Origin of the sequence: Polaromonas sp. (assembly GCF_031411155.1) — a bacterium.
Classification (GTDB): Bacteria; Pseudomonadota; Gammaproteobacteria; order Burkholderiales; family Burkholderiaceae_C; genus Polaromonas.
In genome coordinates, this window is sequence record NZ_JANOAL010000070.1 from 1 (window position 1) to 19,936 (window position 19,936).

Annotated in this window: 19 protein-coding genes and 1 pseudogene; 4 read left to right on the forward strand and 16 right to left on the reverse strand. The window is 65.6% G+C overall.

The features are described 5' to 3' along the window. The coding region (locus RMO23_RS03950) for a LysR family transcriptional regulator (protein ID WP_309678800.1) at nucleotides 1-386 on the reverse strand (386 nt) is incomplete at its 3' end. 65 nt (nucleotides 387-451) lie between these two features. Here RMO23_RS03950 and RMO23_RS03955 point away from each other — a divergent pair. After that, nucleotides 452-1,834: a D-amino acid dehydrogenase gene (locus RMO23_RS03955; protein WP_405041561.1), complete on the forward strand. Its 1,383-nt coding sequence runs from the start codon at nucleotides 452-454 to the stop codon at nucleotides 1,832-1,834. Nucleotides 1,835-1,861: 27 nt separating this feature from the next. On the opposite strand, the gene RMO23_RS03960 is transcribed toward RMO23_RS03955, so the two are convergent. The 14 genes and pseudogenes from RMO23_RS03960 to RMO23_RS04020 form a co-directional block, all read right to left on the reverse strand. Further along, nucleotides 1,862-2,878: a tripartite tricarboxylate transporter substrate-binding protein gene (locus tag RMO23_RS03960; protein WP_309678802.1), complete on the reverse strand. Its 1,017-nt coding sequence runs from the start codon at nucleotides 2,876-2,878 to the stop codon at nucleotides 1,862-1,864. A 65-nt stretch (nucleotides 2,879-2,943) separates the two neighbouring features. After that, nucleotides 2,944-4,146: an amidohydrolase family protein gene (locus RMO23_RS03965; RefSeq protein ID WP_309678803.1), complete on the reverse strand. Its 1,203-nt coding sequence runs from the start codon at nucleotides 4,144-4,146 to the stop codon at nucleotides 2,944-2,946. 55 nt (nucleotides 4,147-4,201) lie between these two features. Then, nucleotides 4,202-5,665, reverse strand: coding sequence for an amidohydrolase family protein (locus tag RMO23_RS03970; protein ID WP_309678804.1), 1,464 nt, complete (start codon nucleotides 5,663-5,665; stop codon nucleotides 4,202-4,204). A 3-nt stretch (nucleotides 5,666-5,668) separates the two neighbouring features. After that, nucleotides 5,669-6,859, reverse strand: a complete 1,191-nt coding sequence (locus RMO23_RS03975; protein ID WP_309678805.1) for an amidohydrolase family protein — start codon at nucleotides 6,857-6,859, stop codon at nucleotides 5,669-5,671. 50 nt (nucleotides 6,860-6,909) lie between these two features. Next, a complete protein-coding gene (locus tag RMO23_RS03980) occupies nucleotides 6,910-7,545 on the reverse strand; it encodes a flavin reductase family protein (RefSeq protein WP_309678826.1) in 636 nt (211 codons plus the stop codon). Nucleotides 7,546-7,595: 50 nt separating this feature from the next. Continuing rightward, a complete protein-coding gene (locus RMO23_RS03985) occupies nucleotides 7,596-9,053 on the reverse strand; it encodes an amidohydrolase family protein (protein ID WP_309678806.1) in 1,458 nt (485 codons plus the stop codon). Between the two features lie 12 nt (nucleotides 9,054-9,065). Then, nucleotides 9,066-9,380 (reverse strand): oligopeptide/dipeptide ABC transporter ATP-binding protein, encoded by a 315-nt coding sequence (locus RMO23_RS19670; protein WP_405041562.1) that lies wholly within the window; start codon nucleotides 9,378-9,380, stop codon nucleotides 9,066-9,068. Between the two features lie 144 nt (nucleotides 9,381-9,524). Next, a pseudogene (locus RMO23_RS19675) lies at nucleotides 9,525-10,070 on the reverse strand (ATP-binding cassette domain-containing protein); the annotation flags it as partial. Beyond that, nucleotides 10,067-11,050: an ABC transporter ATP-binding protein gene (locus RMO23_RS03995; RefSeq protein WP_309678808.1), complete on the reverse strand. Its 984-nt coding sequence runs from the start codon at nucleotides 11,048-11,050 to the stop codon at nucleotides 10,067-10,069. The pseudogene RMO23_RS19675 and the gene RMO23_RS03995, both read right to left, overlap by 4 nt. An 8-nt stretch (nucleotides 11,051-11,058) precedes the next feature. After that, complete coding sequence (locus RMO23_RS04000) at nucleotides 11,059-12,009, reverse strand: ABC transporter permease (RefSeq protein ID WP_309678827.1); 951 nt, start codon at nucleotides 12,007-12,009, stop codon at nucleotides 11,059-11,061. Nucleotides 12,010-12,020: 11 nt separating this feature from the next. Then, nucleotides 12,021-12,986 (reverse strand): ABC transporter permease, encoded by a 966-nt coding sequence (locus tag RMO23_RS04005; RefSeq protein WP_309678809.1) that lies wholly within the window; start codon nucleotides 12,984-12,986, stop codon nucleotides 12,021-12,023. A gap of 102 nt (nucleotides 12,987-13,088) precedes the next feature. Then, nucleotides 13,089-14,666 carry an ABC transporter substrate-binding protein gene (locus RMO23_RS04010; RefSeq protein ID WP_309678810.1) on the reverse strand — a complete coding sequence of 526 codons (1,578 nt, stop codon included), beginning with the start codon at nucleotides 14,664-14,666 and terminating at the stop codon, nucleotides 13,089-13,091. Between the two features lie 43 nt (nucleotides 14,667-14,709). Continuing rightward, a complete protein-coding gene (locus RMO23_RS04015; protein WP_309678811.1) occupies nucleotides 14,710-15,564 on the reverse strand; it encodes a GntR family transcriptional regulator in 855 nt (284 codons plus the stop codon). A gap of 168 nt (nucleotides 15,565-15,732) precedes the next feature. Beyond that, on the reverse strand, nucleotides 15,733-16,473 hold the full coding sequence (locus RMO23_RS04020) for an aspartate/glutamate racemase family protein (RefSeq protein ID WP_309678812.1): 741 nt from the start codon (nucleotides 16,471-16,473) through the stop codon (nucleotides 15,733-15,735). A gap of 189 nt (nucleotides 16,474-16,662) precedes the next feature. Between RMO23_RS04020 and RMO23_RS04025 the strand changes: the two genes are divergently transcribed. From RMO23_RS04025 to RMO23_RS04035, 3 genes are all read left to right on the forward strand, one after another. After that, complete coding sequence (locus RMO23_RS04025) at nucleotides 16,663-17,412, forward strand: GntR family transcriptional regulator (protein WP_309678813.1); 750 nt, start codon at nucleotides 16,663-16,665, stop codon at nucleotides 17,410-17,412. 26 nt (nucleotides 17,413-17,438) lie between these two features. Continuing rightward, nucleotides 17,439-18,635: a YbfB/YjiJ family MFS transporter gene (locus tag RMO23_RS04030; protein ID WP_309678814.1), complete on the forward strand. Its 1,197-nt coding sequence runs from the start codon at nucleotides 17,439-17,441 to the stop codon at nucleotides 18,633-18,635. Between the two features lie 66 nt (nucleotides 18,636-18,701). After that, on the forward strand, nucleotides 18,702-18,989 hold the full coding sequence (locus RMO23_RS04035) for a hypothetical protein (protein WP_309678815.1): 288 nt from the start codon (nucleotides 18,702-18,704) through the stop codon (nucleotides 18,987-18,989). A gap of 26 nt (nucleotides 18,990-19,015) precedes the next feature. Here the strand turns inward: RMO23_RS04035 and RMO23_RS04040 are convergent, their stop codons facing one another. Next, entirely contained in the window at nucleotides 19,016-19,864 is an 849-nt protein-coding gene (locus RMO23_RS04040; RefSeq protein ID WP_309678816.1) for a M14 family zinc carboxypeptidase, read from the reverse strand. Nucleotides 19,865-19,936 lie beyond the last annotated feature (72 nt).

The window sequence follows — 19,936 nt, forward strand, 5'->3', positions numbered from 1 at the left end:
TCCATCGGCAGCCCCTGCTGCGCCAAATCGGTCAGCGCCGGCAGCGCCCAGGTGGCAATGCTGTCGGCGTTGATGGCAATCGAGATGCGCTCTTCCTCGCGCGCGCCGCCGAGCGAACTGGGGGCCAGCTCCTTCAGGTCACGCTCCAGGTCGGCGCGCAGCAGGCGCAGCATCTTGGTGTGCTTGAGCAGCAACTGGCCGGCCGAAGTGGCTTTCAGCGGCCGGCTGCGCACGATCAGCACCGTGCCGACCTGGGCCTCCAGCGCGCGCAAACGCTGCGACACCGCCGACTGCGTGATCGACAGACGCTGGGCCGCGCGTTCAAAGCCGCCTTCTTCCACGATCGCCGCCAGGCACTCAAGAGCATCGGGGTCAAAGGTGTTCATCCGGGCGTCCTTGGTCTGTATTAGTTTTTGTGATGTTTTCACTGACAGTTTAATTTTTCTATTAATTGAAAGCAACATCCTTCACACTTCAACGCCAGGAAGGTAGACCTATGAAAGTTGTTGTTTTGGGGGCGGGAATTATTGGCGTGAGCACGGCCTGGCACCTGCTGGAGCGCGGCCACGAGGTCACGGTGGTGGACCGGCAGCCCGACGCCGCGCTGGAGACCAGTTTTGGCAATGCGGCGCAGATTTCGGTCAGCTACTGCGAGCCCTGGGCCAACAAGGACGCGCCGCTGAAAGCGCTGAAGTGGATGTTCCGCGACGATGCGCCGCTGCTGTTTCGCCCGCAGGCCGACTGGCGCCAGTGGCGCTGGGGCCTGCAGTTTCTGGCGCAGTGCAACGACGCGGCGTTTGAGCGCAACGTGCAGCAGCTGGTGGCGCTGGGCGCCTACAGCCACACCGCCCTGAAGGACGTCGTCAACGCCACCGGCATTGAATACAACCGGCTCGAGCGCGGCATTGCACATTACTACACCGACCAGAAATCCTTCGATACCGCCGGCGAAGCCGCCGCGCTGATGCAAAAGTATGGCGTGGCGCGCCGCGTCGTGTCCACCGCCGAGCTGCTGCAGATCGAGCCGGCCTTCCGCGCCTTTGCGCACAGCATCGTGGGCGGCACCTACACCGCCAGCGACGAAAGCGGCGATGCCCGCGTCTTTACCCAGGCACTGGCCCAGCGCTGCATCGCGCGCGGCGCGCAGTTCCTCTATGGGCACGACATCGAACGCCTCGAGAAAGCCGGCGGCGCTATTGAATCTATAGCAATCCGCGCACGTACCATCAGGGGCAAGGGCGAAAACCTTGTTCATTTAAAGGCCGACGAGGTGGTCGCGGCCTGCGGCTCCTACACCGCGCCGCTGCTGCGCAGCGTGGGGGTGGACCTGCCAATTTATCCGGGCAAGGGCTATAGCGCCACCTTCAGGCTGCTCAAACCCGAACTTGCGCCCTTCGTCAGCACGATTGACGACGAGGTCAAATGCGCGATGAGCCGGCTCGACACCCACCTGCGCGTCGCCGGCACCATCGAGGTTGGCGGTTACGACCTGTCACTCGACACGCCGCTGGCCAGGGCCCGCTGCAAGATGCTGGCCGACCGCATTGAACAGGTCCTGCCCGGCGTCTGTGACACCCGGCTGGAAAGCGAGGGCGGCACGCCCAGCTTCTGGACCGGCCTGCGGCCCGCCACGCCGACCAACATTCCCTTCATCGGCAAGACCAGGGTCGGCCGGCTGTGGGTCAACGCCGGCCATGGCACACTGGGCTGGACCCACGGCGCCGGTTCGGGCAAGGCCCTGGCCGAGCTGATCAGCGGCGAGGTGCCGGCCATGAACTTCGGCTTTTACGGGCTCAAGCGCCCTGCCGCAACGGCCCGGACCCAGACCGCCTGAAGCGCCGGGAAGCGCCGGACCAGCGCCTTAGCCGCTGGTTTTCATCGCGGCCGGGGCGATGCTCTGCACCCGCTTGACCTCGTCGCGAATCCGCTGCGTCAGCGCCTGCGGCGTGCTGCCCTGGGTTTCGACGCCGGCCTTCTGGAGTTTTTGCCACACCGCGGGCTCGCGCAGCACATCGTTGAGCTCCTTGTTCAGGCGCGCCGTGATGGCGGGCGGCAGTTTGGCGGGGCCAAACAGGCCGTTCCACAGGCTGATGTCATAGCCCTTGAGCGCCGGGGTTTCCGACAGCGACGGGATTTGCGGCGCGGCGCGGGACCGGCCCAGGGTGGTCACGCCCAGCGCCACCATCTTGCCGGCCTCGATGTGCGGCAGGGCCGTTGGCGTCATGAAAAAAGCCAGCTCAATATTGCCGCCGGCCACGTCCACCGCCATCTGCGCCGCACCGCGGTAAGGCACATGGGTAATCCTGGTGCCGGCCTTCTGGTTCAGCAACTCACCGGCCACATGCAGCACCGTGCCAACGCCCGATGAGGCGTAGCTCAGGGAAGCCGGCTCGCGCCGGGCTTTCAGCAGCGCCTCGGGCGCGCTCTTGAGACCGGACTTGGGGCTGGCCACCAGCACCATCGGCACGTCACCGACCAGCCCGATGGGGGTGAAGTCGGTCTCGCCGTTGTATTTGACGGCCGGGTTGAACAGCCGGGCAATCGAGACTTCGCTGCCCGAGGCCATGAACAGGGTGTAGCCGTCGGGGGCTGCATTGACCACCTTCTGGCCGGCGATGGTGCCGCCCGCGCCGCTGACGTTTTCGATCACGACCGCCGTGCCCAGGCGCTTGCCGAGCGGCTCGGCCACGGTGCGCGCAATCATGTCGGCGCTGCCGCCGGCCGGAAAACCGACCACCAGCGTGATGGGCTTCTTGCCCGGCCAGTCCTGCGCCTGGGCCAGGCCGGTGAAGGCCGGGACCGCTGCCAGGGCGGCCAGCGCACAGGCGCGAATCAGGGTGCGGCGCTTGGCTGATTTGAGTGAATGAAGGAATGACACGGGAAGCCTTTCAGGTGGGCAAAGTGGGGAGAGGAATAAAGCGGTGAGGGAGCCGGCACATCGCGTCACGCCACGGCAGGCAACAGTGAGCGTCCGTCCCGCGCGACCACGCGGCCGCGCTTGAGCACCAGCCGGCGCGCCGGATGGTAGGCGACGGCCTCGGCAGCCGTCTCGGCCTCGACCAGCACCAGGTCGGCCACCGACCCCACCGTGAGGCCATAGTGGGCCACGCCCATGAGCTGCGCGCCGCCATAGGTCGCCATGTGCAGGGCCAGCTCGATGCCGGGGTCGTCGCGAAAGCCGTTGCGGTAGGCCAGCAGAAAGGCGCGCTCCAGCATGTCGCCGTTGTTGAGCGGGCTCCAGGTGTCGCGAATGCCGTCCGACCCCGAGAACAGCCGCACACCGCGCTCGTGCAGCAGCCGAATCGGCGGAAAAGGCGTGGGGCCGGCGGGCGCGTGGGTCATGATGGCGATGTCGTTGTCCAGCAGCAGCGCAATAAGGGCATCGAGGCGCGCCGGCTCGACCCCGCCCAGGCAGAACGCGTGGCTGATCGCCACCTTGCCCGCCAGACCCAGGCTGCGCGTGCGCTCGGCAATCATCTCTATCGTCACCGCGCCCAGATCGCCGCGATCGTGCAGGTGGATGTCGACCCCACAACCGTGCCGCCCGGCAATGGCGAAGATGCCGTCGAGCTGGCCCTTGGGGTCGCGGTCGACACCGACCGGGTCGAGCCCGCCTATCACCTCGGCGCCCTCGCGCACCGCCTGCTCCAGCAGTTCCAGCGTGCCAGGCCGTATCATCACCCCAGTTTGCGGGAAGGCCACCAGGTCGATATCGATCCAGTCGCGATGCTTCTCGCGCATCGCCTGCACGCCGTGCAGGTGCGCCAGCCCGACGTCGGGCCCGACATCGACGTGGGTCCGCACATGGGTGGTGCCGCAAGCGATCAGTCGCCGCAGCAGCCGGGCGCTCTGGACTTCGGGCGACAGGCCCAGCGAAGCGAGCACCTGGCGCTCGTTCTGAATCTTGTCCATCAGGCTGGGGCCGGCCTGGTGCGGATGCCAGGGCGTGCCCCAGAGCGTCTTGTCGATATGGGCGTGCGCATCGACCAGGCCGGGAATCACCAGGCAGCCGCGCGCGTCAATGATTTCATCGCCCGGCGCGGCGGGGAGATCGACGCCGATCGCGGCAATGCGGCCATCGCGCACGGCCATGTCGGCGCTCTGGGCGCCCCAGGGGCGTGCGCCGCGTATCACTATGTCTTGCATCGTTAGTCCTTTAGGGGTCATGGGTTTGCGGTTTGTGTGCGGGCGACGGTAGCTGTCAGCTGGCCCACGGGAAAACCGGATGAAACAGGCGCTCGACCGGCGGATTGCCAAAGGCCCTGCGGCTGTGGCTTTCCATCAGTTTCCCGAACTGGCGGTCTGCCTGGACCTGCAGGCTGGCCAGATCGACGCCCCGCACCTCGAAGTCTTCCATCACGCAACGGCCGGCGATATAGCTTGCGCGGCAATCCGAGCCGCGCCCGGCCAGTACCAGGTTCTTGAAGGGGTCGAAAAACGGCCCGAGGTGCGCGCCCTGCAGGTCGAACACCACGATGTCGGCCTGTGCGCCGGCGGACAGGCGGCCTATGTCGTCCCGGCCCAGCGCCCTGGCGCCGCCGAGCGTGGCCGCGTTGTACATGTCTGCCGCCGACGTGTGCTGTGCATCGCCCTCCAGCACGCGGGCGACGTACAGGCCCAGCTGCATGTTGTGCAGCAGGTCGGGTGGCCAGGTGTCGGTGCCCAGTCCGATATTGATGCCGGCCGCCCGGTACTTGCCGAACGAGTTCAGGGCCTGGCCGGTGCGCGCGAAAACCGCCGGACAGTGGGCAATCGTCGCGCCCGATCCGCTCAGGCGCCGCCAGTCATCGCTGCTGCGGTCCGACACCCTGGGGTGGCCGCTGAGGTAGATGCCATGCGGCAGCACCGCGCGCGGCGTGAGCAGGCCCAATTGCTCCAGCCACCCCAGGGGCGTGGTCTGACGCAGCTTGCTGACCAGCTCGAATTCATAGACCGACTGGCAGCAATGCAGGCGTACCGGAGCATTGAGCTCCTGGCTGGCCGCCGCGGTGCGCGCCAGCAATTCCGGGGTGCAGGTTTCAATCCGGTCCGGTGCCAGCAGGCCGCGCACCCGCCCGCCATGTGCGCCGTCGAAATCGCGGAAAAACCGCAGGGCCTGGTCCAGGCCCTCCAGACCGCGCGCTTCGTCCCAGAACTGGTCCAGCGTGCGGTCCGCGCGCACATAGCTCATGCCGCTCATGTAACACGGCCCGAGATAGACGCGCAGGCCAAGCTCGCCGGCGATGGCGGTGACCGCGGCGAATTCGTCGTAGCGCTCGGCCCACTCGCGGTAGTACATCGAGGTGATGGGCAGCGCGGTCGTGATGCCGTTGCGTAGCAGCTGCGTAAACGCGTAGCGGTACTTGAAGCTCTCTTCTTCGTCGGTGTAGGTCTCGCGCGAACCCTCGCGCAGGTAGTCTTCCGACCACTGGCGGCCCATCTCGAGCCTGCTGCCGTTGTCAAATCCCAATACATCGGAATCGAGATCGCCCAGCGCATCCAGGTCGATCAGGCCGGGCCCGATCAGGGCGCGGCCATAGTCCACCGTCTGGTCGACATGGCCCTGGAAGTTGCGTCCGACGAACTCAATGCTGTCGCCGGAGAAAACCACTTCGCCGTCGCGCCACAATTCGTGCGATGTGCCGTTGAAACCGACCACGAATTCGGCTTTGAGCAGAGTGCGCATAGATCAATGACCCAAATAGACGCCGTCTCGCGCCACGATTTTCCCGCGACTGATCACGGTGCGTTGCTGGCTGTGATTGACCACGGCCTCGGCAAGATTCTCGGCCGGGAGCAGGACGAGATTGGCCTGGCAGCCGGCAGCCAGTCCGTATCGCGTGAGACCCAGGGCATGGGCTCCGCCAGCCGTGACGATGTCGAAGGCCATGGCCAGGTCCTGGTCCCTGTTCCAGTCGGAACGCAGTGCCAGCAAGCTCGCGCGCGCCAGCATGTCGCCGTTTCCCGACGGGCTCCAGGCATCGCGAATGCCGTCCGAGCCCGAACACACGTTGACACCGCGGCTGCGCAGCATCGCTACCGGCAGCGCGGCCTGGTGCAGGACGCAGGTCATGATGGAGATATCCAGCTCAGCCAACCGGTCTGCAAGCGCCAGCAGGTCATGGGGCGGGAACGCACCCAGTGAGTAAGCGTGGCTGATCATGACGCGCCCCGTGAGCCCGCAGGCCCTGGTCATGTCGGCAATGCGCTCGATCTGCCAGCGGCCTAGCTCACCCGGTTCGTGCAGGTGAATGTCGATGCCGCGGCCGTAACCGGTGGCAAGATCAAAGAGGGTTTCCAGATGGCGAATCGGGTCGCGGTCCAGGGTGGCGGGGTCAATGCCGCCCACGATGTCCACGCCCCTGTCCAGCGCGGCGCGCATCAGGTCCGTCGTGCCGGGCTGAATCAACATGCCGCCCTGGGGGAAGGTGACCAGCTGCATGTCGATCAGGCTGGCGTACTTTTGCCGCAGCTCCAGCATCGCCTCGATGTGCCGCAAGCCCCAGACGGTTTGCGCATCCACATGACAGCGAAAGTAGAGCGAGCCCTTGGCGATGCAATGCTCAATCAGCGGTCCGGCGCGATCGGCGATAGCAACCGCGAAATTCCCGAGCACACCCTGTTCGTTGGCGATTCTTTCGTTGCGCGTCGATCCCGCCGTGTTGGCACGCCACGGCGTGCCCCATAGCGTCTTGTCGAAATGCACATGGCTATCCACCAGTGCAGGAAGCAGCAGCTGACCCTGGCCATCGATCAGGCAGTCGATCCCGGGCGCCGCCGTTCCGGCAGGCATCATGGCCTTGATGACGCCCTGTTCGAGCACCACATCGCAGGCGGAACCGCCTAGCGGACGCACATTGCGAATAACTTGCAAATTCATGCTGCCAAATTTCCGTTTACGTTTGAAGTGCTGACGCGCGGTAATGCGACTCAGTCGAGTTCGTCAATCGGGTTGGAAGCAGCCCCTGCTTTTTTCGGGTCCATGGAGAAGCGGTCGCGGGTGCGGACGTAGTAGCTGGCACCGAAGCGGGCCACCGGGAAATAGTTTTTCAAACGCACGCGGTGGCGCTCAATGTCGATCAGGTCTTCGCGCGCGTGCAGCCACAACACGGTGCCGATGAAGATGTGCCGGCTGGCGGTCTCCAGGGTTTCCGACAATTGGCATTCGAAGGCGACAGGCGCCTCGGCGATGCGCGGCGGCCGCACGGCCCGCGACGGTGCGGTGGTGAGGCCGACCAGTTCAAGTTCGCTGTGCGAGGACGGCAGGGTTGCGCCGCAGCGGTGCATCTGCTCGGCCATGGGCTCGTCCGCGATATGCACCACGAACTGGCCGTTGGCGATGATGTTGGCCGAGGTGTCCTTGAGGTGGTCATCCTGCAGCTTGTTGATACTGATCATCAGGATGGGCGGGTCCTCGCCCAGCATGTTGAACATGCTGAAGGGCGCGGCATTCACGACGCCGTCGGCGTTCTGCGTGGTGACGAGCGCGATCGGCCGCGGCACGATCAGGCTGGCCATCAGCTTGTAGCGCTGGTAGGCGGTGAGGGTCGCGAAGTCGATGTGCATGGGGTCGGCTTTCAAGGCGGTGTTGCCTGATGCGGTGAGGTCGGGCCGCATCAGTAATGCGCCGCGCGCCACAATTTTTCGGGCGAGTCCAGCAGGTGCCGCAGGCCGGTGCGCTGGATCATGCGGTCGGCCGCGACCTGGGCCAGTTCCATGACCTCGGCCTCGTCGACGGCGTTGACCTTGCCGTCCTCCATCAGCACCCTGCCGTTGACGATGGTGGTCGTCACGTCGGCGCCGTTGGCAAACGCCGTGACGCGGTAGACCGGCATGTTCAGCGGCATCATGTGCGGCTTGAACAGATCGACCAGGATGATGTCGGCCTTCTTGCCGGCTTCGAGCGAACCGATTTCGTGCTCGAGACCCAGCGTGCGCGCGGCGTCTATGGTCACCATCTCCAGCACCTTTCCGTGCGGCAGCACGCCCGAATCGCGGAAGTGACGGCGGTGGTAGTGCATGCACTGGAACATGTGGCGGAACATGTCGTAGCTGCGGTCGGGCGCGATGCCGTCCGAGCCCAGCGCCACGGTGACGCCGGCCTCGAGCAGCTCGGGCACGGGGCAGCGGCCGCGTATCGACATGATGGCGCTCGGGTTGTGCACGATGCGGGTGCCGGTCGCCACGCAGGCGGCAATGTCCTCGGGCGTCAGGTCGATGGAATGCGACATGAAGGAGGTGGCGCCCAGCAGGCCCATGCCCTCGGCCAGTTTCAGGCTGCCGGCGCGGTGGCCATCCTGGGTGAAGCCCAGCGCGTGGCGGCGCGCCAGATCCATGTACTGGCCGGCCTGCCCGCAGAAGATATCTTCGTACTGCAGCTGGCCGGGCTCATGGTCGGGGTGATAGACCGGCAGTGTGACGCAGATGTTTACGCGGCCATCGGCGCGGCCGTGCTGGGTCTGGATGATGTCCTCGCAAGTGGCGTACATCTGCTCGAACGACACCTCGCGGTCGGTGCGCTGGTTGCCGTTCCAGCTGGCGTAAGTGCGGGGGCCGGGGGGACGCGAAGGACCGACCGCCAGGAAGGAGCGCGTGCCGGTCTCGGCAATCGCATCGCAATGGCGCGTGGCATACACCGGGTCATCGACCCGCATGATGCTGTCGCCGCCGCCGAAGAAGCACACCCCGGTGGTCGTGCCGCACTTGAGGCGTTCGAGCGCGGCCAGCCTGGCTTCGGCGTACCAGAACTCTTCGTCGGAGCCGACCGTGTAGATGGTCTGGCAGGCGTCCGACCAGGCCTCGCCGTCGCCACCGCCCATGGTCTTCAGCAGGCCGTGGCCGGCGTGCGCGTGGCAGTCGATGAAGCCGGGCAACACGGCTTTTCGAAAGGCGTTGATCGTCTTGCGGGCGGTGTAGCGCGCCTTGAGTTCAGTCGTCGTGCCGACGGCGACGATGCGGTCGCCATTGACAGCGACAGCGCCGTCTTCGATGACACGGCGCTCGCCGTCGACGCTGATCACGCAACCGTTCTCGATCAGCAGATCAATCAGTGCGGGTTGGTTGTTGTCAAGCATGGATGAAATCGTTCAGGCGGCATGGAACAGGACCGGGATGCGGCGCTCCTGCACGGCGTGGCAGGCGACCTGCGAGCCGTCGGGCTGCGCGGTGAGCTCCGGCTTTTCGCTTTGGCAACGCGCGTTCGCATGCGGGCAGCGCGGGTGAAAGGTGCAACCCGGCGGCGGGTTCAGCGGGCTCGGGATTTCGCCGGTGATGGGCTCCTTGTCACGGCCGCGGCTGTCGAGTTGCGGCAGCGCCGCCAGTAGCAGCTGCGTGTAGGGATGCTTGGGTGCCTCGAACAGCACACGCGTCGGCGCGACTTCCGCCAGGCGGCCGAGGTACATCACACCGACATCGTGCGATACATAGTTGATGACCGACAGGTTGTGGCTGATGAACAGGCAGGTGAGGCCGAGTTGCTCCTGCAGGCGCCGCAGCAAATTCAGAATTTGCGCCTGCACCGACACGTCGAGCGCGGAGGTCGGCTCGTCGCACACGAGGAAGGTCGGGTTGCCGGCCAGCGCCCGCGCAATCGACACGCGCTGGCGTTGCCCGCCCGAAAACTCATGCGGAAATTTCAGCGCATCGGCTGGCGACAGGCCGACCTGGCGCAGCAGCTGGTGCACACGCGGCATGACCTCGGCCTCGGGCAGCAGCTTCTGGAAGCGGATCGGCTCGGCGATCGCGGTGCCGATGCGGTAGCGCGGATTCAGCGACGCGTACGGATCCTGGAAAATCATCTGGATGCGGTGGCCGTGCTGGCCGGCATCGGTGAAGTGGATGCTGCCCGAGCTCGGTTTGTCCAGCCCGGCCACCAGCCGCGCGAGCGTGGATTTGCCGCAACCCGACTCACCGACCAGGCTGAAGGTTTGGCCGCGGCGGATGTCAAAGCTCACGCCATCCACCGCTTTCACCGATTTCCCCGCACCCAGCTTGCCGGCCAGCAGGCCCGAGCCGACGGGGAAGTGGCGTGTGATGTCTTGCGCGGCGAGAGCGATTTCGGCCTCTTGCGCTGGTTTAAGAACGGCGTTCATGCGGCCTCCAGTTCAGCGGATGCGACCCAGCAGGCAACCTGCCGCTGGCCATAGGTGTCGACCGGCGGGCTTTCGGCGCGGCAACGGTCGATGACATTCGGGCAGCGCGGGTTGAAGGCGCAGCCGACGGGGCGCGCATTGAGGCGCGGCATGGCGCCGTCGATTTGCGCGAGCGGGCCGGTCACCGGTTTGAGCGAAGGGATCGCACCCATCAGGCCGCGCGTGTACGGATGCACCGGGTTGCGGATCACGTCCTCGACCGGCCCGATCTCGACGATGCGGCCGGCATACATCACGGCCACGCGGTCGGCGGTCTCGGCGATGACGCCCATGTCGTGGGTGACCAGCAGCATCGACGTGCCGTTTTCGCGGCACAGCTTGCGCAACAGCTGCAGCACCTGCGCCTGTATCGACACGTCGAGCGCTGTGGTCGGTTCGTCGGCCACGACCAGGCGCGGCTCGGCGCACAGCGCCAGCGCGATGACGATGCGCTGGCGCATGCCGCCCGAGAACTGGTGCGGGTAGGCGGTGAAGCGTGCTTCAGGGGCGGGGATGCCGACCGCGCGCATCAGGCCCAGGGCGCGCTGCACGGCTTGCTCATGCGACACCGGGAGATGCGTGCGTATGGTTTCGACGAGCTGGTCGCCGATTTGCAGCAGCGGGTTCAGGCTCATCAGCGGGTCCTGGAACACGGCACCGATTTCCTTGCCGCGTACCTTGCGCATCTCGCGCTGCGAGAGTTTGTCGATGCGGCGGTCGCCGAGGCGGATTTCGCCACTGGCCACGCGGCCTGGCGGGTCGAGCAGGCCGAGGATGGCCATGCCGGTGAGCGACTTGCCGGCGCCGGACTCGCCGACGAAGCCGAGAATTTCACCGGGCGCGATGGAGAAGGAAATGTTGTCGAGCGCGAGCAAGATGCCGCGGCGTGTCGGGATTTCGACACTCAGGCCCTGGACGGTCAACAAGGGAGATGGGGTCATCGCAAGCCTCACTTCAACTTGGGGTTAAAGACATCGCGGAGCCAGTCGCCCAGCAAATTGATGGCGAGCACCAGCAGCACCAGCAACACGCCGGGCATCACCGTCACCCACCACTCGCCCGAGAACAGCACTTCGTTGCCGACGCGGATCAAGGTGCCCAGCGACGGCGAGGTCGGCGGCACACCAAGGCCGAGAAAACTCAGCGTGGCTTCCGTCAGTATGGCCAGGCCCAGCGACAGCGTGGCGATCACCAGCACCGGGCCCAGCACGTTGGGCAGCACATGGCGAAACAAAATGCGCAACGGGCCCATGCCGATGAGCTTGGCGGCATGCACATAGTCCTTCGATTTTTCCACAAGCGTGGCACCGCGCACTGTGCGTGCGTACTGGACCCAGGTCGAGATGCCGATGGCAAAAACCACGACGGGCAGCGCGAGCTGCTCATGCAGCCCGCTGGGCAGCAGCGAGCGCGACAGGCCATCGACCAGCAGCGCCACCAGGATGGTCGGGAAGCTCAGTTGCATGTCGGCCAGCCGCATGATGAGGTTGTCGATGCGCCCGCCCGCATAGCCGCTGACCAGGCCAAGGGTGACACCCACCACCAGCGAGAACAGCGTGGCGCTGAAGCTCACGAGCAGCGAGATGCGCAGGCCATGCATCAGCACGGACAGCAGGTCGCGGCCCTGACCGTCGGTGCCGAGCGGAAACTTCATTTGCCCGCCCTCGATCCAGGCCGGCGGCAGGCGCGAATTGAGCAGGTCGAGTGCGGCGGGGTCGAACGGGTTCTGTGGTGCGATCCATGGCGCGAGCAGTGCGACCAGCACGAAGAAGAACAGCATCAGCGCCGAGATCATCGCCGTGGGTGAGCGCCTGAAGCTGAAGATGAAATCGCTGTCGAGGAAACGGTTCCAGGCCGAGGGCGGCGCGGCCTCGGGCAAGGCTGCGAGGGTGGTGTTCATGTCAATGGCTTTCATGCGAGCCTCACTCGGGGGTCGACTTGAAAGTACAGCAGGTCGACGACGGCGTTGATGATCACGAAGAGCAGCGCAATCAGCATCAGGTAGGCGGCGATCACCGGGATGTCGCTGAAGGTGATGGCCTGGATGATCAGCAAGCCCATGCCAGGCCACTGGAAGACGGTCTCGGTGATGATCGAAAACGCGATCAGCGAGCCAAGTTGCAGACCGGCCACGGTGATGACCGGGATCAGCGTGTTCTTCAGCGCATGACGGAAGTAAATCGACCGGTCCGCAATGCCGCGGGCCCGTGCGAACTTGATGTAGTCGGTGCGCAGCACTTCCATCATTTCAGAACGCACCAGCCGCATGAACAGCGTCAGCTGGAATAACGCCAGGGTGATCGACGGCATGACCAGCGACTTCCAGCCGCTGACGGTCAGCAGGCCGGTGCTCCAGTTGCCGAAGCGCACCACCTCGCCACGGCCGAAGGCGGGTAGCCAGTTGAGCTCGACCGAGAAGATCAGGATCAGGATGATGCCGGTCAGGAAGGACGGCACCGAGACGCCGATCAGCGAGACCACCTGCATGGTCTGCGCGAGCCAGGAGTGGCGCTTGATGCCGGCGTACACCCCCATCGGGATGCCGACGCCGAGCGCCAGGATGGCGGCGCACAAACTCAACTCCAGCGTGGCCGGAACGCGCGACCACAGCAGCTGGCCAACCGGCTCCAGGTTGCGGTAAGAGATGCCGAACTCGCCGCGCACGGCCAGCCCGACATATTTGAAGAAGCGCACGATCAGCGACTGGTCGAGGCCGAGCGAGGCGCGCAGGGCTTCCTTTTGCGCGACGGTCGCGGTCTCGCCGAGCAGGTTGTTGACCGGATCACCGATGTAGCTGAACAGCAGGAAGGAGATGAAGGTCACGCCTATCATCACCAGCAGGCCGTTCCAGAGGCGGGTTGAGAGAAAACGGAGCATGGACTTGCCCTCGGTTGGGTGGAGGTTTGCCTGGCGGCTTGGAAAACACCGGTCCCGCGCGGGACCGGTGCGGTCAGTTGATCAACTCAACCGGTGTGCGGCTCAGGGTGCCGTGACCAGCCACAGGCGCAGCTGGTTGTCCGGCGCCTGCTTCAGCTCGACTCCCTTGCGTGCGGCCCAGGTGATGGGCTGCTGGTGCAGCGGAATGTAGGGGACATCGTTGCGTTCGATGGTGACGGCTTCGGCCAGCAGGGCATTGCGCTTGGTGGTGTCGAGTTCGGTGGCGATCTTAGGCAGCATGGCGTCGAAGGCCGGGTTGGAATAGCGGCCGGAATTCAGGCCGCCGGCGCTGGCCGTACGCGTGGCGACGGTGTCATAGAGCAGGGCGTACGAGTCTGCCATCGGCAAGCCGGCGTGGCCCATCATGTACAGCGACACGTCCATGGTGTTGAGTCGCACATTCCACTTGGCGGCCGGCTCGAATTGCGGCGTGATCTTGATGCCGACGCGGCCCAGCATCGAGATGGCGGCCAGGCAGATCTGCTCGTCATACACATAGCGGTTGTTGGGGCACTGCATGGCGACGGTGAAACCCTCGGGGTAGCCGGCCTCGGCCAGCAGTTTCTTCGACGCCTCGGGGTTGAAGGGCAGCAGCCGCGTGTTCAGGGCCTTTGGCGCGCCGCTCAACTGCGGCGACAGGATCATGCCGGCCGGCCAGGACACCCCGCGCATCACCGAGCGCTTGATGGCCTCGACGTCGATGGCCTGATAGATGGCCTTGCGCACGCGCAGGTCCTTGAACGGGTTCTTGCCCTTCACGTCGGAGTACAGCAACTCGTCGCGGAACTGGTCCATGCCGAAAAAGATGGTACGCAACTCGGGGCCCTGCACGACGCTGAAGGCGCCCGTGCTGTTGATGCGCTGCACATCCTGCAGCGGCACGTTGACCGTTGCATCCAGCGCGCCGGACAGCAGCGATGAGGTGCGGGTCGCGTCCGACTGGATCGGCGTGAAGACGACCTCGGTCAGGTTGTGCCTGGGCTTGTCCCACCAGGCCGGATTGGCGGCCAGCACGGTCTTGACGTCCACTTCGCGCGACTTCAGCAGGAAAGGCCCGGTGCCATTGGTGTTGCGGTTGGCGAAGTTTTCCTTCTTCTGTTGCAGGTCGCTGGCTTCCCTGGCGTTGTTGGCCTCGCTCCAGGCCTTGCTCATGATGGGCAGGTTCAGCATCTCGTTGAGCAATAGCGGGAAGGGCGCCTTGGTCTCGATATCAACGGTGAAGGCGTCAACCTTGCGCACCTCTTTCACGTCGCCGAGGTTGAGCTTGGAAATCGAGCCCGGCGTCTGCACACGCTGCCAGCTGAAGACCACGTCATCGGCCGTCATCGGCTCGCCGTTGTGAAACTTGACGTTGCGCCGCAGTTTGAAGCGCCACACGGTCGGCGACACCGAGCTCCATGATTCGGCGAGTGCGGGTTCGATCTGCACCTTGTCGTTGAAGCGGACCAAGCCTTCGTAGATGTTGTTCATGAAGGAGGTGGTGAACGAGTTGTTCGTCGAATACGGGTCCATCGAGAGCGCGTCGGCCGACGCGGTCCAGGTGAAGGTCTTGGCCTGAAGCCCGGCAGCGCCGAAGCCGAGGGACAGCGCAAGACTCAGCGCCATCAATTGCTTTTTCATGGGGATACTCCTGTTGTAAAGAACGAAAGAACGGCGGGAAAACTTACTGGCCAGCGCCTGCGCGGGGCTTGCGCCTGGCTGGGGTCTTGCGGGCTGGAACCGCCTGGCTTGAGGCCTTGCCAGACGTTTTTGTCGAGATGCGCCCTGCGGTGCCGGCAGGCATTGTTGCGAGCCCGCCCAGCGCCTGCGACAGGTCCACGGCCGGCGGCTCGTCGCCAAGCCGCAACTGGCGTTCGCAGCCCTTGAGGTGGTCTTCCATCAGGCGTTCGGCGTCTTCCAGCCTGCCGGCCTCGATGGCTTCGAGGATCTCGAGGTGCTCGTGCACCGAGCAGGTGTTGGTGCCCGGCACGTCGTAGAGCGCGGTCATCAGCGAGGTCTGCGCGACCACGCGTTTGAGGTGCTGATTCAGCGCCTGGTTGCCGGTGGCGGCGGCCAGGTCGAGGTGGAACTTGCCGGCCAGGCGTATGTAGCGCGAGGTGTCGCCGACGCGGTTGGCCTCGCGTTCTTCGCCGACCTGAAGGCGCACCTTGTTGATCCATGGCTTGCAGTCGCAGCGCGCCAGACTGCGAACCACGCCGGCTTCAAGGATGCGGCGCAGCGCATAGACATCGCGCGTGGTCTCGATGCTGGGTCGGGCAACGAAGGCGCCTCGATTGGGGATCTGTTCGACCAGTTGTTCATCGGCGAGGCGATCCAGCACCTTGCGCAAGGTGCCGCGGCTGGTGCCCAGGATGCGGCACAGGTCGGCCTCGGGCAATTTGGTGCCGGACGGGATTCGGTGCTCGTAAATCGCTTCCGCCAGGCGCTGCTGGACGCGGGCTTCCTCGCTGGCCAGGCTCGCGCCTTGCGGGTCGGCATCGGTGGCGTGGCGGTCGGTCTGGAACTCAAGCTTGCTCATGGTGTTCTCGCTGGATGGTGCGCGCAATGCAAAAATTCTATCGCTCGTTTGTTTGCAAAAACATCTGGTAAACCATTAGATTGTTAACAAAATCAATATTTTTTGTTAACGACGAGATTTTTGGAGCTTTCGGGGGTCAGGGACTGTCGAAAAGAGCGAAGGGAAATTTCACGCACCTGGCGCAAACCGGGCCATCAGGCCGGCGTAAGGCTTGATATCCGGCCGCGCGTAGTCACCGCGCTTGCTGGTGCGCAGCCGCAGCGCCACCAGCGCCTCCGCCAGCTTGACCGCGGCGGTCACGCCGTCGATCACCGGCACACCGAGCTCCTGCGTCAACTCGCCGCACAGGTCGGTCATGCCGGCACAGCCGAGCACGATGGCGCCGACCCCGTCCTCGGCCAGGGCCAGGCGGCATTCGGCGGCGATCTTCTTCCGCACCGACTCACCGGCCTGGGCCTCGAGTTCCAGCACGGCGACGCCGGTGGCGCGCACCCGGACGCAGCGCGCCGTCATTCCATAGTCATGCAGCAGGCGCTGCGCCGTGGGCACGGTGCGCGCCAGCGTGGTCACCACGCTGAAGCGTGCCGACACCAGGCTGGCCAGCTGCATCGCCGCCTCGGCGATGCCGATGACCGGTGCCGTTGCCGTCTCGCGGGCGGCGCGCAGCCCCGGATCACCGAAACAGGCGATCACATGGGCATCCACACCCGAGGCTTCGCCCACCCCGATCTGCGCCAGCAGGCCCGGCAGTGCCAGCGCCTCGTCAACCGCACTTTCAATCGATGCCGGCCCGGTGCAGGACTGCACCGCCAGGATCTGCGTGCCGGCCGAAACCACCTGGCGCGCGGCCGCAGCCATCTTGTCGGTCATGGCGCCCGTGGTGTTCGGATTGATCAGTTGGATTTTCATGATTTATTGATTGTCACAATCTTGACGCGCCTGTTTACAGAGGGAAAACCATAACGAAGTCCTGATTTTTTAGAAGTTTTTCGAATTAATTGCGACATTTATCTTAATTGATTGTGACAATAATTTAATAAACGGTGGCAGTCAAGAAAATCTTGTGGCACGATATGCTTTCAGAAAATGACCCCTTCCATGATCCGACCCCGCCCCCCCCCAACCGCGAACCACGAGCGGGAAACCGCCTCGGCGGCCTCCCTGACCGAGCTGGCCGAGGAAAACCGGGTCCGCCACGCCATCGTCGAGGCGGTGCTGTCGCATCGCCTGCCGCCCGGCACCCGGCTGGTGGAAACCCGGCTGTGCGAGGCCTTCGGCGTCAACCGATCGCTGCTGCGCCGGGTCTTTGTGCGGCTGGCCGGTGACAAGGTCATCGAGCTGCAGCACAACAAGGGCGCCATCATTGCGCAGCCCGGCCCCGAGGAAATGCGCCAGGTGTTCGAGGCGCGGCGGCTGATTGAAAACGGCATCATCCGGGCGCTGGGCAAAAAAGCCACGCCCGAATCCCTGGCCGCCGTGCGTCAGCTGATCACGCAGGAACATGCCGCCTACAAGGCCGGCGAATGGTCCAAATGGGTCCGCCTGTCGGGCGAATACCACCTGCAGGTGGCCCGGCTGCTGGGCAATACCGAGCTGGAAGACATCCTGCGCAGCCTGATTGCCCGCACCACCCTGATGATTGCGCTGTACGACTCGGTCGGCAGCAACGTCTGCTCGTTTGACGAGCACAACGACATCCTCACGGCGCTGGAAAACGGTGACGGCGAGCAGGCCTGCAGCCTGATGGGGGCGCACCTGCACGGCGCAGAGGTCAAGCTGCGGCGCGACACCGTCGCGCCCGAGATTGACCTGGTCGCGCTGTTCACCCAGCCACTCCAGGCGCTCTGAAATTGCCGCGCCTGGCGGATTTGCCGATGACCGCCGTACCGGCCACCGTCCCCCTTTCGCGCTGGCAGGGCCTGGGCGCCGCCCTGGGGCTGGCGCTGTCGCCGCTGGTGGCGCTCGGCTTTACCCGCTTTGCCTATGCCCTGCTGCTGCCGCCCATGCAAAGCGAGTTTGGCTGGAGCTTTGTCGCGGCCGGCGCGCTCAACACCAGCAACGCCATCGGCTACCTCGGCGGCGCGCTGCTGGCGACCTGGCTGGCCCAGCGCTTTGGCCGGCTGCCGGCCTTTACCTGGGCCATGCTGGCCAGCGCCCTGGCCCTGATGGCGACCGCCTGGCCGTCGAATTTTGCGCTGCTGCTGGGCGTGCGCCTTGTGGGCGGCGTTGCCACGGCCGTGGCCTTTGTGCTGGGCACCTCGCTGGCGGCCAGTGCCATGCCGGGCCGCGCCGCCACCGCGCTGGCAATTTATTTCGCGGGTTCGGGGCTGGGGGTGGTGCTGGCCGGAACGCTGATTCCGCTGGCGCAGACCGGCGGCGTGCTCGACTGGCGCCTGACCTGGCTGTTGATGGGCGGGGCCTCGCTGGCCGCCTCGGCGCTGGCCTGGCAGGCCGCCCGCAAGGCCATCGGGCAGCTGACTGCGCCAGCGCCAGGCCCGCATTTGCCGGTGTGGGGCGTGCTCTATCCCAGCCTGTTGGCCAACCTGCTGTATGGCGCCGGCTATGTCGGCTACATGACCTTCATGATCGCGCTGCTCCAGCGCCTGGGCTTTGGCGCCACCCTGACCATGGTGTTTTTTGCCCTGATTGGCGGCGCCTCGGTGCTGGCCAGCCCGCTCTGGGGGCGCTGGCTCGGTCGTTTTAAAACCGGGCGCGGCTTCGCGCTGGTCTGCGTCATCGTCGCCGCCGGAACGCTGCCGGCCCTGATCTGGCCGCAGGCCTGGGCCGTCATCGCCTCGGCGCTGATTTTTGGCGCCAGCTTCATGGCCGGGCCGGCCGCCGTCAGCGTGGTGGCGCAAAGGCTGTTGCCCGCAACCTCGCTGACCTGGGGGCTGGCGCTGCTGACCGCCGCCTTTTCGCTCGGCCAGTCGATTGGCCCGCTGCTCGGGGGCTGGATTTCCGACGCGACCGGCTCACTGGCGGCCGGGCTCTGGCTCGGGCCGGCCCTGCTGCTGCTGGGGGCGGGCATGTCGCTGCGGCAGCACCCGGGGCCGGCGCCCAGCGCAAGCTGAAGGCCTACAGCCGCTGCCTTGCCAGACTGACAGCGGCAGCATGGCCGGCGGCCGATAGTGGGGCACATGACCACCCAAAAAACCGGCCCCGTGCCGCAAAACACCGCCGGCAAAGGCATGCCGGCCAGGGCGCCGCGCCAGCAAGGGCCGCGCACCGCCGCGTCGACCACCCCGAAAGACGCCTCGGTCGAAGCCAGCCTGGAATTGCCGCATGAGCGCGACCAGGCCACCGACATGACGGCCAGCCAGCCCAATCCGCGCGTCGAGCAGGCGGCGCGCGATGTCGGTCGGGGCCTGAAAGACACCAGCAAGGGCGCGGAGATGGATCGCGCCTACCAGAAGCTCAAGCCATAGCGGCCGATTAAACGCCGGGGGAAGGCTCAGGGCGCGCGGGTGCCGCGCTCCGCGGCTTGACCCACCCGCTCACTCATCCAGCGCAGCAAGTCCAGCCACATCTGGCGCATTTCGGCGTCCAGCGGCGTGCGTATGGAATTGGGCAGCTCGATGGTGACGACCGGCACGCCCTTGTGCACGCCGCCGTAGTTGCCGAGCGAGCCGGGGAAGATGCCGACCTGGTCGAGGTACAGGCGCCCCAGTTTGGACGGCGGCACCGACGGGCCGTCGAAGTCGAGCACGCCGTAGGGCGCATGGATGCTGACGATCAGGTTCGGTTTGAAGACCTGCATTTCCTCGTGCAAGAAGCGCGATTCGGGCTCGGACAGCGGCTTGCTGCCGGGGTAGCGGCGCGGGTCTTTGCCGGTGCGTTTCTCCCAGTAAACGCTGGCATCGCGCTCCCAGTTGGGCGTGGGGAAGTTGCGGTTCAGGTCCACGCCATTGCCGTTGACGCGGCTGGGCGGGCGGCTCAGCACGCCGTCGGGGTTGAGCATGGGCACGAAACGCCAGTGAATCAGCTGCGGCGAGTCGGCGGGTGTCTGCGTCGCCTGTTTAATCCAGTGCAGCGCCACCGACGCCGATGACAGTTCGTCGCCATGAATCGCGCCCACCACCAGCACCCGCAGGGTCGCGTTGTCGGGCTTGATGTCGCGCACCCAGATGGTTTGCCCCTTCACCGATTTGGCGCCGCTGGGCTGCAGCTGCGCGGCCTCGCACAACTCGCGCTTGAGGTTTGGCAGCCGGGCCGAAAATTCGGTGCAGGGCGACGCGGCATGCGCGGCACCCGCTATCAAAAACAGAGCAGGTAAAAAAGTCTTGAAGGCGCGGAACAGCATGCCGGCCAGTTTAACTGCCCGCCCGCAAAGGCCGCGGCGGCAACGGGTAACAGCCGCTTCAGTTAAATTAGC